Here is an 18,544-nt window from a genome sequence, read left to right on the forward strand (position 1 = left end):
AAATTTCACTTTTGATTATCATAATCATCGTCATTAAATCTTTGTATTCTTATGTCTATTCATCCTGATCCAAAAATTAATCGTTTAAATGTTCTTGGCGAACCTTTATCTAGTTGTTGCTTTGACCCAATCACGGGCTATTTCCGTAATGGTTTTTGCCATACAGCGGTCACGGACTTAGGTCAGCACACCATGTGCGCGCAAATGACGTAAGATTTTTTAAATTTTTCACAAAAAGTTGGGAATGATTTAATTACACCTTTACCAGAAGTGGGTTTCCCTGGATTAAAACCAGGTGATTTTTGGTGTATTTGTGTCACACGTTGGGTTGAAGCATACGAAGCAGGTCATGCTCCACCGATTAAGTTGAATGCATGCCATAACGCGGTTTTGCATTATGTGCCACTGAATATTCTCGTTGAATATGCAATCTAATGAAACAGTTTGAATTGATTTTGGCATCGAGCAGCCAAACTCGTAAAGACTTGATGGATCGTTTACGATTGGACTATCGTTGTATTTCACCTGATATTGATGAATCTGCAATGGGTGAATTACATGCCGATGATTTAGCCAAGCGCCTTGCTTTTCAGAAAGCACGGGTTATTGCTGAACAGAATCCTAATGCGATTGTCATTGGTTCTGATCAAGTCGCTTGGCGTGAACACGCGCCATATGACTTCATTGGTAAGCCTTTAAGTGTTGAAAATGCTATTCAACAATTACAAGAAAACTCAGGGAAAATCGTGTTTTTTAGCACCGCTCTCAGTGTTCAGCACTTGCAATCTGGCTTTGAAACAACACTGGTTGAGCATTACCAAGTGAAATTTCGCCAATTGACACTAACTGAGATTGAGCGTTATATCGAGATTGATCAACCGTTACATTGCGCAGGCAGTTTTAAGTGTGAAAGCTTAGGGATTAGCTTATTTGAGAAAATGGTTGGTGATGATCAAACTACGTTGATGGGTCTACCCATGATTCAGTTATGCAAGATCTTACGTGCTTTCGAGCTTAGGATTCCTTAGAAAACCTTATCTAAGCTTATTGAGATAAGGTATTTTTTCAGGTTATTGGAGGCTATTATTTACTATATGCAGCCTCATTACACCAGATCAAATTAAAACCAGCCTTTCCGCCCATTTAAGATTGCATCGGCACAGCGGAGCGTCTCTTGGCTTAAGCCCCATAAACGATAATCGCCTGTTGCAGAAGTGGTACTAAAATTATGCGTATAAGCGAAACTGAGTTCACGGTCAGGATCACACCATGCACCTGAACCATTAAAGCCCATATGTCCAAAACCATGTGGCGCGCGTTTGCCCATTGTTAAAATACGGTGATAGCCTAAACGCCAATGCATTGGAATTGGCATCACTCGATCACGTGCTTTAGATTGTACGGTGCTTAACTGCTTAAATACTTCTGGACGAATCAATTGTTGACCTTTCCACTGCCCTTGATTGGCAAGCATTGCATAAACTTTGGCAAGACTATCTGCAGTAAACACACCATTTGCCGCAGGAATCACGGCTTGTAGGCCTGCATCACTATAGAAGCTAAAATTACGCATGCCTTTTGGAATCATGGCATCTTGGAAATCTTGAGGACTTTGTCCTGAAAGTTCTAGTAATTTTTCTGACAATGAAACCTTACGTGGTTGATTGCTTGTTTTAGTTTGTGGCTTAGGTGTCACTGCTGATTTTGGTTTTTCCAGTAAACGAGCAACCCGATTCAGTTCAGAAGGAGGCACACCAAAATAAGCACCATCCAACTCAAGTGGTTGCACCAAATAACGCTGCATTAACCTACTTAAAGGCTGTTTCACTGCTTTTTCAATGACCCCACCCACGAGCCAACCATAAGTCAGCGGTTGATAAGCAAAACATTGTCCTGTTTCAAAACGTGGTGTAGCAGCAGCCATTAGCTCTAACATATGCGACCAATCCAACATTTCTGTTGCGGTCTCAATCAAATTGCGAATATCAAACAAACCACTTTGATGGGACAACACATGACGCAAGGTAATATTGGCTTTACCATTTTGAGCAAACTCAGGCCAGTAGTGTGCAATTGGCGTATCGTAATCCAGTAAGCCTTCACTCACCAAGATATGGGCCAATGTTGCTAAAACACCCTTACCTGTCGAATAGCACATCGACAAAGTATCTGCTTGCCAATCTTGATCTTGAGATTTTTTACCAGTAAAAATATCAACAACTTTCTGACCTTGAAAATATACCACCAACGCAGCGCCACCTTGATGACTTCTCGCATCCTGAAAACGACTGAATTGGGTTGCTAGGTCAATAAAACGATGATCAACCTTGCCATGATAGTTATGCGTATCGGCAAATAAAATCTCTTTAATCAATGCACATATCCTTATGATATTTATATTTTTTAGAATAACCCTCTTGCGAACAAAAGGGCTGACTCAACCATACGATTCAGTATTAAAGTGCTTTCACCGTTCCCGCTACATGCGGCTTTTTAGATTTAAGGTTACGAATCAAGAAGTCAGTTTGTTTTGATTCAGCAGCTGTTAAAAACTCAACAGTTGATGGTAAATACATCGGCAATTTAAACCAAACATCTGCTTCATAAGCAGCGGGTAACTCAATACTCGCCAAAGCTTTTGCCTTACTCCACATGCCATGTGCAATCGCTTGTTTAAAACCAAATGCTTTGGCTGTGACTGCATGAATATGAATCAAGTTAAAATCACCTGAAATCAATGCGTAGCGGCGACCCGTATTCTCAGAAATATTCCATTCTGCTTTTGGCTGATATGCAGGCTCTTTAGATTCTTTCGATTTTTCAGAAGCTTTTTTCTCAGTTTTTTGACGTGATAAATAAGTCGTTAAACTTTCCATCACTACTTCACCACCCACTTTGGCAGTTGTAATGAAATCGAATTGTAAGCCTTTATCATGTGGCTGAAGTTCGCCAAATTTACATGACAACGTAATTTGCTCATTCACACCGATTTTACGAGTTTGTTTAATTTGGTTACGGATATGAACCAAACCCAAAATTGCAAATGGAAACGCTTCACTTGTCATCATGTGCATTTGCAGACTTTGCGACAGTACTGCTAGATAAATTGCTGGTACCAAACCATCATTTTTAAAACCACAAATTTCGTTATAGCTTTCTAAATGTTTTACATCAATGTTAAGCGTATCTACCACATATTCAACTTGTGGTAATACTTTTTCGCCTTTTGGCTTTTTAAAAATTAAACCTTGAATAACTTTTGGATAAGCTAAGTAAGGCTTTGGTAATTGACTAAAATGGCGTGTATTCATAATGAACCTTTCTATATTTTTATAAAAAAGGGATGCACAAGCACCCCCTCTTCAAAACTTTTAACGCTTAAGCGCCCAACAAGCTTTGACCGCATACGCGAACAACGTTGCCTGTCACACCTGTTGAACCAGTAGAAGCATACCAAGCAATTGCTTCAGCAACATCTACAGGTAAACCACCTTGGTTCATTGAGTTCATACGGCGACCTGCTTCACGAATCGCAAATGGAATCGCAGCAGTCATTTGAGTTTCAATGAAGCCTGGTGCAACTGCATTGATCGTAATACCATTCTTCAATGTTGGTGCAGTAAATTTAACCAAACCAATTACGCCTGCTTTAGACACTGCATAGTTGGTTTGACCCAAGTTACCCGCGATACCACTAATTGATGATACACAAACGATACGACCATTTGCATTTAAACCATCATTAGAAAGTAAGTAATCGTTAACACGTTCAATTGCAGACAAGTTAATGTTGATGACTAGATCCCAAAGCTCTGGCTTCATGTTTGCCAAAGTTTTGTCACGAGTAATACCTGCATTGTGAACGATGACATCCAAACCGCCTTGTTTAGCCGCAGCAGTTTTGATTTTCTCGCCAGCGTCAGCAGCAGTAATATCGATTGCCAATACTGAACCGCCAATTGAACCCGCAACACGCTCAAGATCACCTTGTTGTTGAGGAACATCTAAGCAAATCACATGTGCGCCATCACGTGCCAATACTTGTGCAATTGCTTCACCGATACCACGGCTTGCACCTGTTACGAGTGCGGTTTTACCCGCAAGTGGCTTAGCCCAATCTAATTTCACTGTTTCTGCTTTAGAAATACGGATCACTTGACCGGATACATAAGCAGAACGTGGTGAAATTAAGAAACGTAAAGTAGACTCTAAGTTTGCTTCAGCACCTTGATCTACATAAACCACTTGAGCAGTGATACCCTTTTTGAATTCTTTACCAACAGACTTCACAAAACCTTCAAGCGCACGTTGAGCAATCGCTTGTTTTACGGTTTTAGCTGTTTCAGGTGTTGTACCAATTACAATTACACGACCAGAACTTGAGATTTGACGTGCGATTGGATTAAAGAAGTTATACAACGCTTTTAACTGTTCAGAATTTTGGATACCAGAAGCGTCAAATACAACTGCTTTAAACTTAGATTCTTTATCATCTGCATTTAAAGGGCGAAGATTTAAACCAACTTTTGCAGCAGTTTGTTGTAATTCAACATTATTACCTACATAGCTGTCTGCATGGATATTGCTAAGGATTTGAGCAATTGAAGCAGAAATCGTGCTTGAAGGTGCTGCGCCAAGCAATACGGCACCATTTACAACAGGTTGGGCACTTTCAAAACGATCTAAGCTAACTGGTGATGGTAAACCTAAATTTTTTACAACAAATTTACCCAAAGGTGATTGTGTAAATGCTTGGTATTGATCGGTCATGATTATTATCTCTCATACAAATGAATTTTTTACAAACATCTAAACCATGTCAGCAAAATAACATGAAACCCATGTTTGATTGACTCACAATAAATCATACTTGAGTTCATGTCTGGATGTCTTGACCTGAATGCGGTCTCCAGCGTCATTCTAGTCAATACAGCAGTATTGGAAATATGCTATGGTTATAGTAAGAATATCGCAATTATGCTTGGAAAAGCCTTATGAGCAAAACAACTCAAGAAAATCCAGCAGTCGAGAATTCTGCTCAAGAGACTGTGTCAAATACATCAAAAGCAACTTCTACTCCAAGTAAAAGTGCTGACGCAACTCCTAAAGCAGCAAGTACGACAATTAAAACGACTCGTCCTCGTTCTACCAGTCGTAGTACAAAAAGCACTGCTTCTTCTACATCTACAAAAGTAGCAACAGCTAAAACAACCAAACCTTCTGTTCAACAGGATAAAAGCATGAGCCAAAACACTGTTCGCCGTGTTGCCATTATTGGCGGTAACCGTATTCCATTCGCTCGTTCAAACGGCGCATATTTCACTGCCTCAAACATGGATATGTTCACCGCGACATTAAACGGCTTAGTTGAGCGTTTTAACCTACAAGGCCAACGTTTAGGTGAAGTGGTTGCAGGTGCGGTATTAAAACACAGCCGTGACTTCAACATGACTCGTGAGTGTGTTTTAAATACTCAGCTTGCACCAGAAACTCCAGCTTATGACATTCAACAGGCATGTGGTACTGGCTTACAGGCAGCTTTCCTTGTTGCAAACAAAATTGCTTTGGGTCAAATCGAAGTGGGTATTGCAGGTGGTGTTGATACCACATCTGATGCACCGATTGCATTGGGTGACGGTTTACGTAAAGCTTTGCTTCAGCTGAACATCGCTAAAACAGGTAAAGACCGCCTTAAAGCATTGAAAAAAATCAATGTTAAAGATTTGATGGATGCACCGAAAAATGGTGAGCCACGTACAGGTCTTTCAATGGGTGACCATCAGGCAATTACTGCTCTTGAGTGGGGCATTAGCCGTGAAGATCAAGATGCTTTAGCAGCTTCTTCTCATCAAAAAATGGCAAAAGCATACGAAGAAGGTTTCTTCGATGACTTAATCACGCCGTTCTTAGGTTTAAGCCGTGACAACAACTTACGTGCTGACTCAACTGCTGAGAAATTAGCAAAATTAAAACCAGTATTTGGTAAAGGCGAAGCTGCAACAATGACAGCGGGTAACTCTACTCCACTTACTGACGGTGCTTCATGCGTACTTTTAGCTTCTGAAGAGTGGGCTAAAGCAAATGGTCATGAAGTTCTTGCTTACCTAACTTTCACTGAAACTGCTGCGGTTGATTTCGTTGGTAAAAAAGAAGGCTTATTGATGGCTCCTGCTTATGCAGTTCCACGTATGCTTGAGCGTGCTGGGCTTAAACTTCAAGACTTCGACTACTACGAAATCCATGAAGCATTTGCATCACAAGTACTTTCTACTTTGAAAGCTTGGGAAGATGAGAAGTTCTGTAAAGAGCGCTTAGGCTTAGATGCACCTTTAGGTTCAATTGATCGTAGCAAATTAAACGTTAAAGGTTCTTCTTTAGCTGCGGGTCACCCATTCGCTGCAACTGGTGGTCGTATCATCGCGACTGCTGCGAAAATCTTAAACCAAAAAGGTTCAGGTCGTATCTTAGTTTCGATCTGTGCTGCTGGTGGTCAAGGTGTAACAGCAATTATTGAAAAATAATCGTTAGCTTACATACTAAAAAGCTGAATCAAATGATTCAGCTTTTTTATTTAGATATTAAAACTCATAAAAATATTTATACTTATCTTGGTCTTTGAAACTTCACATAATAATCATTTAAAACTTTAATGATTTGCTTTAACTCTTTAAGGTTTTCTTCTGTATTTCCTAAACGCTCAACAAATCGCTGTGAGTGCAATTCCAAATCAATCTTTTCATTAATTTGTGGTGCAATCCTAAACAGTTTCTCTAGATCATCAAATCGATCTAATTTTCGATTTGAGAAATATTCCAGACGAAATCCTAACTCATTCAAAACGATGCCCCTATAAATTGCACCGCGACTATCAAAAACCAAGTCATTTTCTTTGAGGAATAACTGTTCAGGTGTTTCCTTTGAACTTTTGAATAGGTTCGTTAGTTGGCTTAACATTTTAGAATTGATCATATGGCTATTTCGAGCCTATTAAACCGCTAAACCAATCATTGAAGCAACTGCTAGACTCCACATATAAAAAAAGCACCTTCTTGAAGGTGCTTTTTCAATATTTATTGTCCGTACTGTTTCTTTAGATACTCAACAATTTTAGCTGATTCAAACATTTTCACACCCGTGTTCGGATCAACCAAATATGGAACCTGAATATCTCGTCCCATCACTTCAACAACCTTTTCACGCTTCCCATTCGGTAATGGAATATATTGACCAGGTTTTAAACGCAAATTTGCTGGTCCAATATCTTGCCAACGTTCTTTCGCAACATTATGCAAAATATACGGAATTTCCAATTCAGTCAGAACTTCACGCACCAATCGTGTATAGGGACTTCCTTCAAAACTCCATAATTCAAGTAATTGTTCTGGTGCTGCTCGATTAACAATTTTCTTGTTAATCCATACACCACGTGCTGCATTTGTAACAGTAGCCAAAGTCGATACATACGGCAATTTAGGATAATGACTATATTTTTTAGGAGTTTGTCCCGTTTTTCCATAATGCTTAAATAAATGATGAATAATGTCTTGTGATTCGTATAACTGATCACCTGTATTTTCATCAATCAAAAAAGGAAACTGTTTTTTACCACCTTTTTCTTTAACGATTTGGCGATATTTTTGACCACCTTTCGGACATGGATAAATTTCCACATCCAGATTCAGCATAGTAATCACTTCACGAACACGGCGACAAAAGGGTGAACCTTCAAACTCATAAAGTTTTAACGGTTTCAAAGGCTGATTCGGTTGGGGTGTTCCCATCACACCTCTTCCGCCTTCAATTAAAGTTGCAACAACAGATTGTAAAACCTTAAATTGATGATTCACCATTTTGAGCATATTGCTATCCTTTAGCAGTCAATTAGTTTTTCTTTCGCGATTACGATGCCATTATTATCGGCATAGATATAATCGCCAGAATTGATCGTCACACCACCAAAATACAATGTAATATCAACTTCACCTATGCCCTTACGATTACTTTTTTGTGGAATTGCAGCCAATGCATGCACACCTAAATCAAGTTCGGCAATTGCATCCACATCACGTACACAGCCATAAATCACCACGCCATTCCATTGGTTCTTCACCGCCGATTCTGCAATCAAGTCACCCATCAGGGCGCAACGCATAGAAGCGCCACCATCTACAACCAGCACCTTACCTGCACCATCAGTTGCCAATAGCTCTTTTACACGTGAGTTATCTTCAAAACACTTAACTGTTACAACCTGCCCACCAAAGCTCTTGCGTGCACCATAACTCTTAAAAAACTTACCGTCTAATGATGGTGTTACGACCTGTAAATCTTTCTCAGGATTATCATCTAACAAGTCGCAAGTTACAAAAGGAATCGTAGTCACTGAAAAATCTCCATTATTGGGTTTGTTGTATACTCAAATTATCGTACAGCTTGAATACTGCTGTCTGAGTTTGAGCTGCATTTAGCATAGTATGCGCCAATTGTTCTGCGGTTACAGGCTTATATTTAAACGGCTTGGTCCAAGTTTTTTCGACCAATTTAAATAACGTTTGTGCCACATCTTCTAAAACCCGTACTTCACTACGCTTACCAATTAAGAGTGACGGTTGAAAAATTGAGAGCTTATACATCGACAAGCTTTTTAAGTAGTTTTCCAACTCACCTTTAACTTTATTATAGAAAACTGGCGATTTAGCATTCGCTCCCAGAGCACTGACAATCAATAAATGAATATTTTTATCTTGGATTAAATCAGCAAAATGAGCGTTAATTTCATAGTCAATTGCGTAAAATGCTTGTTTCGATCCAGCTTGTTTAATCGTGCTACCTAAGCAACTAAATGCATGGGTATAAGTGCCTACATCTTCATCATTCAAAAGCAAAAAATCTTCTAAAATAAGCTGATTTACTTTACTATAAGATTTTAATTTATCTGAATTTTTCCTTACTACAACAGTGATTACATTAAAATCATCTTCCTGCTGCAACTGTTCTACCAAGGCTTGACCAACCAAGCCCGTTGCACCAATCACAATTGCCTTTTTATCACCTATTCTCATTTTTATTTATTCCGACTCATAACTAAGCCTAATGTAACGTTTTCTTGCAAGATTATCACCTGTTAAATGTACTTAAAAGTATCACAAGGCTTGACTTCGGGGCTTAGTTTCCTCAAAATATGGCACTTGTTTACGGGCTGGTGAATGTTGCCAATATTTTTTGGTTTTAACTTCAGCCCGCCCAGACCAACTTATTTTCAAGGAGTGCACGAGTGGCAAACTCTGCTCAAGCTAAAAAACGTGCTCGTCAAAACGTTAAAGCACGTAAACACAACGCAAGCTTGCGTTCTATGGTTCGTACTTACATCAAACGTACTGTAAATGCGATCGCTGCTGGTGACTATGCTGTTGCTTCAGAAGCTTATAAAACAGCTGTACCTGTAATCGACCGTATGGCTGATAAAGGCATCATCCACAAAAATAAAGCTGCTCGTCACAAGAGTCGCTTAAACGCTCAAATTAAAGCATTAGCTAACTAATTTGATGCATGTAAAAAAGCCCGATTTTCGGGCTTTTTTATTGTCTTCAACTTAGTAATGCAACGTTAGTAGTTTTTTTAATTTTAAAAGTGCACAATTAAATCATACTTTTCAAAAATCTTATTTATTCTGAAAATCTTTAATAACCAATTCATGCTTTTGACCACGCCAGATCCATTTTAGCTTACTACTGCTAAAATCCTCACCTTCAAACCACACAAATAAGCCCTCCATCATCTCAGGCCAATCCGACTTATCAATTTGTGTTTGACCTGAAATCACAGCAACGATCGCAGCGATAATGGTGTCGTGACTAACAGCCAAGCTTAAACCCTGATGTTGGGTCGGATGGGTATGATATAACAGCTCCAAAACATCAAAAACACCTGTAATTGGATGTTTCATACCAGGCAAAGCATTATTCACAAAGCTATTAATAAACCCTAATGCACCTTGTTTACGAAAGTAAGGGGCTGCTTGCTGAATATCCAATACAAAGCTTCCGGGTTCTACTAACAATCGCTGCTCAACAATTTCGATCGTATGCGTATTTATTGCCTCATGAATCCCATCTGCACCTTGAATCATTAATGCAGCCGTATCAACACAACGCTGAATTGGACTAGAGATACAATGCTGAATTGCTCGATCCGTATTTTTAATAAGATATTGACCCCATGCATAAGCCAAATCTCGACCTTGTTCCGTTAATTGCAAGTCATAACCAGCCAAACCCTGCCCATTCACCAACTCACGTAAAGAGTGACGAGTAAACAACGTGACAGGAGTTGAAGCATCTGGCAGTAAATCAATTGCTTCAAACATACTTTTAGGCAATAAATGCAGGGCCATATCACAATTTACAAAAGATGAGAATTTAGCTCACTATACCATGCAGAAGACAAGACTCAATCTAAAATGCCTGAATGCGCCAAGGCCTCATAAGCAATTTTTTTGCAATATTGATCTCTAAATGCGATAAAACCACCATTCAAAACAGTCTTACGCTGATTATATTGAAATGGTTTTCCATCCAGAGTCATCAATCCACCACCGATACTTTCAAGTAAAGCTTGTCCTGAACTCGTATCCCACTCTGAAGTTGGATGAAATCTTGGGTAAATATCAATTTCACCTTCTAACATCATGCAAAATTTATAAGCACTCCCTGCCTCACGTCTTTCTACAGCACGATCTCGCAAAATTGGTTCGATAAAATTTTTATACTTTGGATTTTTACTGTTATGACTCAAACCAATTTGAAGTGGTGTTGTCAAATCATGTTCTTCGACCTGATATTGAAACCATTCTTGACGGCTAAAACTATACTTATAAGGTAACTGTGACTGATAACCAATATACATGACCTGTTCACAGGGTACGGCAATAATTGCAAAAGTCGTTTCATTACCCTCGATCAAGCTTAAATTAATCGTAAATTCATCACGCTCATGAATAAACTCTTTCGTACCATCTAAAGGATCGAGCATCCAGCAACGTGACCAAGCAGATCGAGCAGAATAATCACTCTCCTCTGACAACACTGGTAACTCTGGCGTAAATTCAGCTAACTGCTTTAATAAAAAACGATTTACTTTTAAATCTGCCTGAGTCACAGGCGAATCATCACTTTTTTCCTGAATATTAAACTCACCACCCGCACAATAATTTTGATATTCTTCCAATAATATTTGACTTGCCTGCGCCATGATTGGCACAAGTTTCAGAATAAATTGATCTTGTGGGGCAAGCGTTTTAATAAACATAGATCAGCCTTATGTCATATTCAGATTTACAGCAGCAGCCTATCGCCATGTTCGACATGGATGGCACATTACTTGATTTAGCCTTCGATGATTTTATTTGGAATCATTGTTTACCTGAACGTCATGCCCAAACACATCAATGCAGTTTAGAGCAAAGTAAACAAACACTATTCCAATTTTACCAACAGCATAAGCATACACTATCTTGGTATTCTTCGGCGTATTGGACTGCTAAAGTTGGCGTAGATGTTTTACAACTACAATATGAACACCGTGAAAAAATTCGCGCGCGTAAAGGTTGTCATGAATTATTAGAACAACTCAAAGCTCAAGGCTATCGCTGTTGGTTACTGACCAATGCTGATCGAGCAGGCTTACAACTGAAGCTTGAAAATGTCGAACTTAACCCTTACTTTGAAGTCATGATCAGTAGTGAAGAGCTTGGGCATGCCAAAGAAGAAGTCGCTTTTTGGCAAAAGTTACAGCAAATACATCCATTTGATCCAGCTCAAGCAATATTTATTGATGATACGGTTGCGGTACTCCAAGGTGCTGAACGTTTTGGTATTAACCAATTGTTTAGCATTTTACAACCGTCTAGTGCTAAACCCGCTCGACTCGCCACGGAAATAGCGTACCCATCACTCGATCATTTAACCAATCTCTTTGATTATCTTGACACCAACTTACAGGTAACAGATGCCAAAACAGCATGAATCAGACAGCATGGATGCCATGCGCATTGATAAATGGCTTTGGGCTGCACGTTTTTTTAAAACACGCTCTATTGCCAAAGCCGCAATTGAAGGTGGTAAAGTCCATCACAACAATGACCGCGTTAAAGTTTCTAGAGACGTCCGTATTGGAATGGAACTCACCATCCAACAAGGCTTTGAGAAAAAGACTGTTGTTGTGAAAGCGCTATCGGCTGTTCGAGGTGGTGCCCCCATGGCTCAACTTCTTTATGAAGAAACACCCGAAAGTATTGAGCGTAGAGAGTTGCATGCATCACAGCGAAAATTGCATAATCTAGCCCGACCTGATCACCGACCAAGTAAAAAAGATCGTCGTGATATCAATCGTTTTAAACAAGAAAATGTACAATCATGGTCATATCATGATGAATAAAATTTTCTAATTTGGACGCGTCATCTTGTGTCGTATTGGCACAGATCAGATGTGGAATATACAACTAGAATCTGCCACTATACTCAAGTCCCAACAAGTTGAGATTCAGTACATCCACTTGGGTTAGTCGTTAAGAAATAAAGTTTTGAGGTTTTGAGATGGATGATAATAAAAGCAAGGCGTTACAAGCAGCCTTAAGCCAAATTGAAAAGCAATTTGGTAAAAATACCGTGATGCGCTTAGGTGATAATACTGTACAAGCTGTTGAAGCGGTTTCTACAGGTTCTTTAACTCTCGATATCGCGTTAGGGATTGGCGGATTACCTAAAGGTCGTATTATCGAAATTTATGGTCCTGAATCTTCAGGTAAAACTACCATGACATTACAAGCGATTGCTCAATGTCAAAAAAATGGCGGTACCTGTGCCTTTATCGATGCAGAACATGCATTAGATCCAGAATATGCACGTAAACTTGGCGTAGATATTGATAATCTATTGGTTTCACAACCTGACCACGGTGAGCAAGCGCTCGAAATCGCCGATATGTTAGTGCGTTCGGGTGCAATCGATTTAATCGTTGTCGACTCTGTAGCAGCATTAACCCCTAAAGCCGAAATTGAAGGCGAAATGGGTGACTCGCACATGGGCTTACAAGCACGCTTAATGAGTCAGGCTCTGCGTAAAATTACAGGTAATGCGAAACGCTCGAACTGTATGGTGATCTTCATTAACCAAATCCGTATGAAGATTGGTGTGATGTTTGGTAGCCCAGAAACCACTACAGGTGGTAATGCACTTAAATTCTACGCTTCTGTACGATTAGATATCCGTCGTATTGGTCAAGTGAAAGAAGGTGACGAGATCACAGGTAACGAAACGCGTGTTAAAGTTGTGAAAAACAAAATGGCACCTCCGTTCAAAGAAGCTGTGTTCCAAATCATGTATGGCAAAGGCACTAATCAGTTAGGCGAATTGGTTGATCTTGCTGTTCAACAAGACATCGTACAAAAAGCGGGTGCTTGGTATTCTTATCAAGGCAATAAAATTGGTCAAGGTAAAAATAACGTGATTCGACATTTTGAGGAAAATCCAGCAATGGCTCAAGAAATCGAAAAGGTCATTCGTGAACAACTTCTTACTAAAAACAACAAAGAAGCAGCTCAAACTGAAGATGAAGAAGAACCAGATTTTTTAGAAAGCTAAGCTGAAACGCCCTTCGGGGCGTTTTTCTTTCAAGAGGATATAAAACTTGTTTAATTCTGAAAAAATAGAGAAACCGAAAACACTAACAGGTGCAAGATTACGCTCTTATGCATTTGCCCTTCTTACACGTCGGGATTATTCCAAAGCAGATCTCGAAGCAAAATTAAATCAATATGCGATCAATCCAGAAGAAGTCGCAAATCTAGTTGATGAGTTAGCACAACAAAATTACCAAAGCGACCAACGTGTTGCAGAACTCACATTGGCCAGTCAACTTAGAAAAGGTAAAGGATTACAAAGAATTAAACAGGCTTTAAAAGCAAAACAACTCGATACAGAACTTATTACAGAAGAACTTTCAGAGGTCGATTGGCTAGATCAAGCTTATCAACTCAAAATAAAGAAATTCGGGATGGAAGTAGAGACTGATCCAAAACTAAAAGCAAGACAAATTAGATTCTTACAGTACCGAGGATTTGATATGGGAATAATTATGAAAGCAATTGCTCGAATGAGCGATGAAGAATAAATGGTGGCAACCCCACTAGCATTACTTCGGCACATCATAGATCTATTACCGTTGCTACCTTCCGGTCCTGGCGGGGTTCATAGAGTACAATTGCGAAGCTACCAGCAGGGCTACCATTGCCTGACAAAGTATAGAGATTTTTGCCTGAGTTGCAAGACTTGTCTCTGTTTTTAAGTGACTTTTTGATTCAATTGCTTATTTCATCAGCAAAATCTATCTCTATATTATCCGTTTAATTTAAATATGTATAAACATTAAACAACAGATAATTTCTTTATTCGAAAAATGCTTGAAGATTGTAAATGCTTATTGCATTTAAATGAGTTGCTGCTTTAATGACTAAATCAAAAACATAGATCTAGTGTGCCACAAGTAAACATGAAGACTTGTTCGCTCACGGCTTTTTAACTTTATGGATGAATTTTTATGCTAAAAAAGTATTCCGTACTTTTTACTGCCTTACTCGCTAGCGCACATTTATATGCAAATGTTCCCATTGAATCTCGTGCACTGAGCCAGACGATTGCAGATAATACAAATATCTCTAATACTGGCGCAAACCTAAATTGGGATCTCATTCAAAAGAACCAAAAACTAGAAGAAGAAGTTCGAAAATTACGAGGACAATTAGAAGAGCATGACAATTCAATTGAGCAACTGAAAAAAGAGTTGGCAAATCGCTATACAGATTTAGATCAACGCTTAGAATTACTCTCTCAAAAAATTGACCCACCAGAAGAAAATGCAGAACCAGAAAATAGTACGACAACTGATACAGTAAAAACAGAAACAAACTCAGCTCCAACATCTGCACCCACATCAGCTCCTAGTCCTGTAAAACAAGACATAGTCCCTCAGACACCTGTCGTACAACCGAAGTCAAATACCGCTACCACAAGCAATACCAACAACCAAATTGAGCTAGAAAAAGCAGCATATACGGTTGCTCTAGATGCCTACAAACAAGGTGGTGCAAAAAAAGCCATCCAACCAATGCAAAATTTCATTAAGAACCACCCAAATGGAATTTATGTTGGAAACGCTTACTTTTGGCTAGCTGAGTTTTATTTAGCGGTTGAACCAGTTGACTATAAAGCAGCCAAGCAAAACTATAATATCGTAGTAACACGCTATCCCAATTCAGCAAAAGCTTCTCGAGCGGTTTATCAACTTTATAGCATTGCAAAAGAAGTCGATAAAAACACTGCTCTTGCCAACAAGTATAAAACAAAGTTGCTTAACCAATATCCACAATCCGAAGAAGCTAAATTTATTCAGAAAAAATAATGCTTATAATGCACAAAAAAGCCAGTTCATAAGAACTGGCTTTTTAAATTTCAAAGCTTAGATCAAACTTATTTGATCTTCGCCTGTGATTTTAAATAATCAGTATAGTCTTCTAGTAACTGCTGACCACGGAACTGCTGATACAACTTAGTTAACTCAGTAATTTGCTCTGGTGGCAAGTCATTTGCAGCATTAGTATTCACGTTTGAAACTGCAACGATAACCAACTCATTAGGTAATTTTGCTGTCGTAGCAGACCACATACCTTCTTTAGTTGGCGCTGGAATACTGAAAGCAGCACGTTCAATTGCACGCTTTAAACCTTGAGAACGTGCAAATGTACCTGCATCTTCAAAAGTGACTTGTGATTTTGCAACAACTTGTGCAGCAGGTAACGCTTTAAAATCAGCTAAAATCTTTGAAATTTTTGCTTGAGCAGCTTTATATGCCTTTGCATCAATGACTTTTGCTTTTACTTCAGCAGTCGCTTGATCTAATGGTTTAACGCCCGCTGCATGGTAATTACGGACTTTAATCCAAATCGTATCACCATTCGCTAACTGAATATTAGAAGATGCATTACGGTCACCGTTTTTCACATCATCATTAAACAGTTTTGCTTTAACATTTAAATCGCTCAAATAAGGGTTTTGAGTGGTTAAGGTCACCCCATTTAAAGATTCAACACGAGCACCCTTCACTTCTTGAGCAACCGCTTCTAAAGAGTCATTGCCCACAACCATTTCATTTAAGCTATTTACAGTATCGCTAAATAAATTTGCAGTTTTTGACTTCTGCACTTCAGCTGTTAAGCGAGCTTTCTCACTCTCAAATGAAGGAATATTTGCAACTGGCGCATTTGCTTCAATGATATGGTAGCCATATTGTGTTTTAACAGGCTTAGAAACTTCACCATTCTTTAATCCATTAACCGCATTATCAAAGTCGGCTGAGAAAATACCTGGCGCATAAGCATCAACTAAACCACCCTGTGCTTTTGAAGTCGGGTCTTCTGAGAATTGTGCAGCCGCTTGAGCAAATGACATTCCACCTTGAATCTTGGCATAAACATCATTTGCAATTTTTTGAGCTGCCGCCGCATCGCGCGCATCAGTTGTAATTAAAATATGCTTCACTTCACGTTTTGCATCTTTCTGCTGCTTTTCAACAAAAGCCTTATAAGCTTGTTGCAAATCAGCCTCAGTGATATTTAAATTCGTTTGAGGCAATAACGCTGGGCTTAAAACCACATAATCAACATCAACACTCGCAACTTGCTTAAATTCATTTTTATGCTTGTTGTAGTACTCTGTTATTTCTTGAGTCGACGCAGTCAAACCTTTTTTATAATCATCCAACTTAATACTCGCTAAATGCAAAGTACGCTGTTCTGTTTGCAAACTCGCAAGCTGATGTAAATCAGATTGACTTACCAACGCATAATCTAACAAAGTCGATGAAATCATTTTTAGGGCATGATCTTGACGCAAGCTTGCGATTAAAGCTTGGTTAGTCATTCCAACTGAACGTAAATAATTTTCATACAACTTTTGAGAAAACTTTCCATTTTCTTGGAAACTTGGTTGTTGTGCCAACATTTGCTCTAGCTGAGTATCGCTTAAAGAAATACCTAATTTTTCTGCCTGTTGTTGCAATAAAGAGCGTGCAATCAGCGCATCTAAAGCTTTTTGCTGAATAACGGGCTGATTTAAAAGAGACTCATCACCCTTTACCATTGATAAATATTGATCTTTATAATTTTTAGTCGCACTTTCCAAGTCTTTATTAGAAATATCTTGTCCGTTAACAGATTTCGCAACGTCTGCTTTATTACTGCCGCTAAAATATCCTTCAATACCTACAAGCGCTAAAGGGGTCAAAAACAAAACTAATAGGACTTTGCCAAGCCAACCCTTAATGACTGTACGAAATGATTCCATAAGTATTCCAATATTTTATTTCGGGGCAATTTTAACTGAAAAACCAAAGCGAATGAATGCTGAATAAAGTATTTCATTCAATAAATAAAAAACGCACCCAAAATGGTGCGTTTTCTGATTTAAAAAGATTACGCAACTGAATCTTTTAAACCCTTACCTGGTTTAAAACTAGGTACTTTGCTTGCTTTAATTTGAAGCTCTTCACCTGTTTTAGGATTACGACCAGTACGTGCAGCACGTTCTTTAACGCTAAATGTACCAAAACCAACTAAAGTAACCGTATCACCGCTTTTAAGTGCTTCAGTGATTGACGCAATCGTTGCATCGAGTGCCTTACCAGCATCCGATTTAGATACTCCCCCTTTTTCAGCAATCGCATCAATTAATTCTGATTTATTCATGATAAAAAATATCCTCTTAATATCGTTTGTTAAGATCCAAGGCTATAGTTTAAAAGGCCATGCCGCCTTTATAGCAATGCTTTAGGGGAGAACGCAATACTAGAAAGGCTTTTTAGCAAAAATAAATACTCAAAAACCACATAAACAGACGAGTGCCTATATTTTTTACTTTTTATTCAATTTACTCTTTAATAGATTATTTTCTTCAATCAATGCATCTACTTTAATATGTAGCTGAACTAAAAGTTGCTCGATATGCTGGAGATCTTTTGGAGTGACTAGACCAATACGATTCAACGAATGATTCACACCTGTGTCTAAAATTTTTTCAACTTTATCTTTAGTATCCGTCACTGATTCTTTGGCTTTTTCAGTTACTTTTCCAACAGTGTTATCAGCAAAATCTACGGTCTTGGATTCTAGCTCTTCACCCACCTTGACTAAAGAGTCAAATAATTTATTTCCCTCTTCTTCGGCGCGTGAAAAAGCACCTAATCCAGCCAGCCAAATCTGTTGCGTATACTTTTTGAAATCAAGGGCAGATTTTTTAGAACTCTTTGATTTTAGCTTAGTTTTTACCTCTGCCTCATCAGTTGGGTGTTCTACATTTGAGTTGTCCATTAACCATTACTCCCAAGCACTTTACAAACAGTATGTCGTATTTAACCATAAAAATGTTTTTATAATATCAAAGTTAAGACTTGATCGTTTTAAAAAACTGTTCTACAAAGCAATAAAGTCATGTAA

20 protein-coding genes, 1 other RNA gene and 1 pseudogene are annotated in these 18,544 nt (G+C 38.7%); 9 read left to right on the plus strand and 13 right to left on the minus strand.

Annotated elements, in window-relative coordinates:
* The first annotated feature begins 51 nt into the window (after positions 1–51).
* Positions 52–435: pseudogene (locus ABLB98_RS08325) on the plus strand (DUF2237 family protein).
* Positions 435–1,028, plus strand: a complete 594-nt coding sequence (locus ABLB98_RS08330; RefSeq protein ID WP_348882421.1) for a Maf family protein — start codon at positions 435–437, stop codon at positions 1,026–1,028. Before ABLB98_RS08325 ends, ABLB98_RS08330 begins: the two are co-directional and overlap by 1 nt.
* 92 nt (positions 1,029–1,120) lie before the next feature.
* Here ABLB98_RS08330 and ABLB98_RS08335 read toward each other — a convergent pair whose 3' ends face one another.
* From ABLB98_RS08335 to ABLB98_RS08345, 3 genes are all read right to left on the minus strand, one after another.
* Positions 1,121–2,374, minus strand: coding sequence for a serine hydrolase domain-containing protein (locus ABLB98_RS08335; RefSeq protein ID WP_348882422.1), 1,254 nt, complete (start codon positions 2,372–2,374; stop codon positions 1,121–1,123).
* An 82-nt stretch (positions 2,375–2,456) separates the two neighbouring features.
* On the minus strand, positions 2,457–3,311 hold the full coding sequence (locus ABLB98_RS08340; protein ID WP_348882423.1) for a MaoC/PaaZ C-terminal domain-containing protein: 855 nt from the start codon (positions 3,309–3,311) through the stop codon (positions 2,457–2,459).
* Positions 3,312–3,378: 67 nt separating this feature from the next.
* A complete protein-coding gene (locus ABLB98_RS08345) occupies positions 3,379–4,770 on the minus strand; it encodes a 3-oxoacyl-ACP reductase (protein ID WP_348882424.1) in 1,392 nt (463 codons plus the stop codon).
* A 224-nt stretch (positions 4,771–4,994) separates the two neighbouring features.
* On the opposite strand from ABLB98_RS08345, the gene ABLB98_RS08350 reads away from it, so the two are divergent.
* On the plus strand, positions 4,995–6,521 hold the full coding sequence (locus tag ABLB98_RS08350; protein ID WP_348882425.1) for an acetyl-CoA C-acetyltransferase: 1,527 nt from the start codon (positions 4,995–4,997) through the stop codon (positions 6,519–6,521).
* Positions 6,522–6,603: 82 nt separating this feature from the next.
* Here the strand turns inward: ABLB98_RS08350 and ABLB98_RS08355 are convergent, their stop codons facing one another.
* The 4 genes from ABLB98_RS08355 to ABLB98_RS08370 all read right to left on the minus strand — a co-directional run bounded on the left by ABLB98_RS08355 (position 6,604) and on the right by ABLB98_RS08370 (position 9,062).
* Positions 6,604–6,954 carry a hypothetical protein gene (locus ABLB98_RS08355; protein WP_075696634.1) on the minus strand — a complete coding sequence of 117 codons (351 nt, stop codon included), beginning with the start codon at positions 6,952–6,954 and terminating at the stop codon, positions 6,604–6,606.
* A 116-nt stretch (positions 6,955–7,070) separates the two neighbouring features.
* Positions 7,071–7,859, minus strand: coding sequence for a glutathione S-transferase N-terminal domain-containing protein (locus ABLB98_RS08360; protein ID WP_348882426.1), 789 nt, complete (start codon positions 7,857–7,859; stop codon positions 7,071–7,073).
* A gap of 11 nt (positions 7,860–7,870) precedes the next feature.
* On the minus strand, positions 7,871–8,383 hold the full coding sequence (rraA, locus tag ABLB98_RS08365; protein WP_256414894.1) for a ribonuclease E activity regulator RraA: 513 nt from the start codon (positions 8,381–8,383) through the stop codon (positions 7,871–7,873).
* Between the two features lie 13 nt (positions 8,384–8,396).
* Positions 8,397–9,062 carry an NAD(P)H-binding protein gene (locus tag ABLB98_RS08370; protein WP_348882427.1) on the minus strand — a complete coding sequence of 222 codons (666 nt, stop codon included), beginning with the start codon at positions 9,060–9,062 and terminating at the stop codon, positions 8,397–8,399.
* Between the two features lie 212 nt (positions 9,063–9,274).
* On the opposite strand from ABLB98_RS08370, the gene rpsT reads away from it, so the two are divergent.
* Entirely contained in the window at positions 9,275–9,541 is a 267-nt protein-coding gene (gene rpsT / locus ABLB98_RS08375) for a 30S ribosomal protein S20 (RefSeq protein ID WP_004639414.1), read from the plus strand.
* A gap of 120 nt (positions 9,542–9,661) precedes the next feature.
* Here the strand turns inward: rpsT and ABLB98_RS08380 are convergent, their stop codons facing one another.
* Together ABLB98_RS08380 and ABLB98_RS08385 are read right to left on the minus strand one after the other, a co-directional pair.
* Positions 9,662–10,393, minus strand: a complete 732-nt coding sequence (locus ABLB98_RS08380; RefSeq protein ID WP_256414907.1) for a histidine phosphatase family protein — start codon at positions 10,391–10,393, stop codon at positions 9,662–9,664.
* A 56-nt stretch (positions 10,394–10,449) separates the two neighbouring features.
* The gene (locus ABLB98_RS08385) at positions 10,450–11,307 is read right to left on the minus strand and encodes a 3'(2'),5'-bisphosphate nucleotidase CysQ (RefSeq protein WP_348882428.1); all 858 of its coding nucleotides are present in this window, start codon (positions 11,305–11,307) and stop codon (positions 10,450–10,452) included.
* A gap of 11 nt (positions 11,308–11,318) precedes the next feature.
* Here ABLB98_RS08385 and ABLB98_RS08390 point away from each other — a divergent pair, with 11 nt between their 5' ends.
* The 4 genes from ABLB98_RS08390 (at position 11,319) to ABLB98_RS08405 (ending at position 14,169) form a co-directional block, all read left to right on the plus strand.
* Positions 11,319–12,023, plus strand: coding sequence for an HAD-IA family hydrolase (locus ABLB98_RS08390; protein WP_348882429.1), 705 nt, complete (start codon positions 11,319–11,321; stop codon positions 12,021–12,023).
* Positions 12,007–12,435: an RNA-binding S4 domain-containing protein gene (locus ABLB98_RS08395; RefSeq protein WP_005215468.1), complete on the plus strand. Its 429-nt coding sequence runs from the start codon at positions 12,007–12,009 to the stop codon at positions 12,433–12,435. The genes ABLB98_RS08390 and ABLB98_RS08395 overlap by 17 nt, the downstream gene beginning before the upstream one ends.
* A 158-nt stretch (positions 12,436–12,593) precedes the next feature.
* Positions 12,594–13,640, plus strand: a complete 1,047-nt coding sequence (gene recA / locus ABLB98_RS08400) for a recombinase RecA (RefSeq protein WP_004661473.1) — start codon at positions 12,594–12,596, stop codon at positions 13,638–13,640.
* 46 nt (positions 13,641–13,686) lie between these two features.
* The gene (locus ABLB98_RS08405; protein ID WP_348882430.1) at positions 13,687–14,169 is read left to right on the plus strand and encodes a regulatory protein RecX; all 483 of its coding nucleotides are present in this window, start codon (positions 13,687–13,689) and stop codon (positions 14,167–14,169) included.
* Positions 14,170–14,179: 10 nt separating this feature from the next.
* On the opposite strand, the gene ffs is transcribed toward ABLB98_RS08405, so the two are convergent.
* Positions 14,180–14,276, minus strand: an RNA gene (gene ffs / locus ABLB98_RS08410) — signal recognition particle sRNA small type.
* 319 nt (positions 14,277–14,595) lie between these two features.
* Here ffs and ABLB98_RS08415 point away from each other — a divergent pair.
* A complete protein-coding gene (locus ABLB98_RS08415; RefSeq protein WP_348882431.1) occupies positions 14,596–15,456 on the plus strand; it encodes a YbgF trimerization domain-containing protein in 861 nt (286 codons plus the stop codon).
* Positions 15,457–15,524: 68 nt separating this feature from the next.
* On the opposite strand, the gene ABLB98_RS08420 is transcribed toward ABLB98_RS08415, so the two are convergent.
* The 3 genes from ABLB98_RS08420 to ABLB98_RS08430 all read right to left on the minus strand — a co-directional run bounded on the left by ABLB98_RS08420 (position 15,525) and on the right by ABLB98_RS08430 (position 18,418).
* Positions 15,525–17,396 (minus strand): SurA N-terminal domain-containing protein, encoded by a 1,872-nt coding sequence (locus ABLB98_RS08420; protein WP_348882432.1) that lies wholly within the window; start codon positions 17,394–17,396, stop codon positions 15,525–15,527.
* A 128-nt stretch (positions 17,397–17,524) separates the two neighbouring features.
* Entirely contained in the window at positions 17,525–17,797 is a 273-nt protein-coding gene (locus ABLB98_RS08425) for an HU family DNA-binding protein (protein ID WP_004661469.1), read from the minus strand.
* Positions 17,798–17,962: 165 nt separating this feature from the next.
* Complete coding sequence (locus ABLB98_RS08430; protein WP_087547144.1) at positions 17,963–18,418, minus strand: phasin family protein; 456 nt, start codon at positions 18,416–18,418, stop codon at positions 17,963–17,965.
* Positions 18,419–18,544 lie beyond the last annotated feature (126 nt).

The organism is Acinetobacter yuyunsongii, assembly GCF_041021915.1.
Classification (GTDB): Bacteria; Pseudomonadota; Gammaproteobacteria; order Pseudomonadales; family Moraxellaceae; genus Acinetobacter.

What these genes read in the sequence shown, in the direction of transcription:
- ABLB98_RS08355 (WP_075696634.1), bottom strand. Translation starts at nt 6,954, where the DNA reads ATGTTAAGCCAACTAACGAACCTATTCAAAAGTTCAAAGGAAACACCT.
- ABLB98_RS08415 (WP_348882431.1), top strand. Translation starts at nt 14,596, where the DNA reads ATGCTAAAAAAGTATTCCGTACTTTTTACTGCCTTACTCGCTAGCGCA.
- ABLB98_RS08395 (WP_005215468.1), top strand. Translation starts at nt 12,007, where the DNA reads ATGCCAAAACAGCATGAATCAGACAGCATGGATGCCATGCGCATTGAT.
- ABLB98_RS08425 (WP_004661469.1), bottom strand. Translation starts at nt 17,797, where the DNA reads ATGAATAAATCAGAATTAATTGATGCGATTGCTGAAAAAGGGGGAGTA.
- ABLB98_RS08340 (WP_348882423.1), bottom strand. Translation starts at nt 3,311, where the DNA reads ATGAATACACGCCATTTTAGTCAATTACCAAAGCCTTACTTAGCTTAT.
- ABLB98_RS08420 (WP_348882432.1), bottom strand. Translation starts at nt 17,396, where the DNA reads ATGGAATCATTTCGTACAGTCATTAAGGGTTGGCTTGGCAAAGTCCTA.
- ABLB98_RS08430 (WP_087547144.1), bottom strand. Translation starts at nt 18,418, where the DNA reads ATGGACAACTCAAATGTAGAACACCCAACTGATGAGGCAGAGGTAAAA.
- ABLB98_RS08390 (WP_348882429.1), top strand. Translation starts at nt 11,319, where the DNA reads ATGTCATATTCAGATTTACAGCAGCAGCCTATCGCCATGTTCGACATG.
- ABLB98_RS08360 (WP_348882426.1), bottom strand. Translation starts at nt 7,859, where the DNA reads ATGCTCAAAATGGTGAATCATCAATTTAAGGTTTTACAATCTGTTGTT.
- ABLB98_RS08385 (WP_348882428.1), bottom strand. Translation starts at nt 11,307, where the DNA reads ATGTTTATTAAAACGCTTGCCCCACAAGATCAATTTATTCTGAAACTT.
- ABLB98_RS08330 (WP_348882421.1), top strand. Translation starts at nt 435, where the DNA reads ATGAAACAGTTTGAATTGATTTTGGCATCGAGCAGCCAAACTCGTAAA.
- ABLB98_RS08380 (WP_256414907.1), bottom strand. Translation starts at nt 10,393, where the DNA reads ATGGCCCTGCATTTATTGCCTAAAAGTATGTTTGAAGCAATTGATTTA.
- ABLB98_RS08370 (WP_348882427.1), bottom strand. Translation starts at nt 9,062, where the DNA reads ATGAGAATAGGTGATAAAAAGGCAATTGTGATTGGTGCAACGGGCTTG.
- ABLB98_RS08345 (WP_348882424.1), bottom strand. Translation starts at nt 4,770, where the DNA reads ATGACCGATCAATACCAAGCATTTACACAATCACCTTTGGGTAAATTT.
- ABLB98_RS08350 (WP_348882425.1), top strand. Translation starts at nt 4,995, where the DNA reads ATGAGCAAAACAACTCAAGAAAATCCAGCAGTCGAGAATTCTGCTCAA.
- recA (WP_004661473.1), top strand. Translation starts at nt 12,594, where the DNA reads ATGGATGATAATAAAAGCAAGGCGTTACAAGCAGCCTTAAGCCAAATT.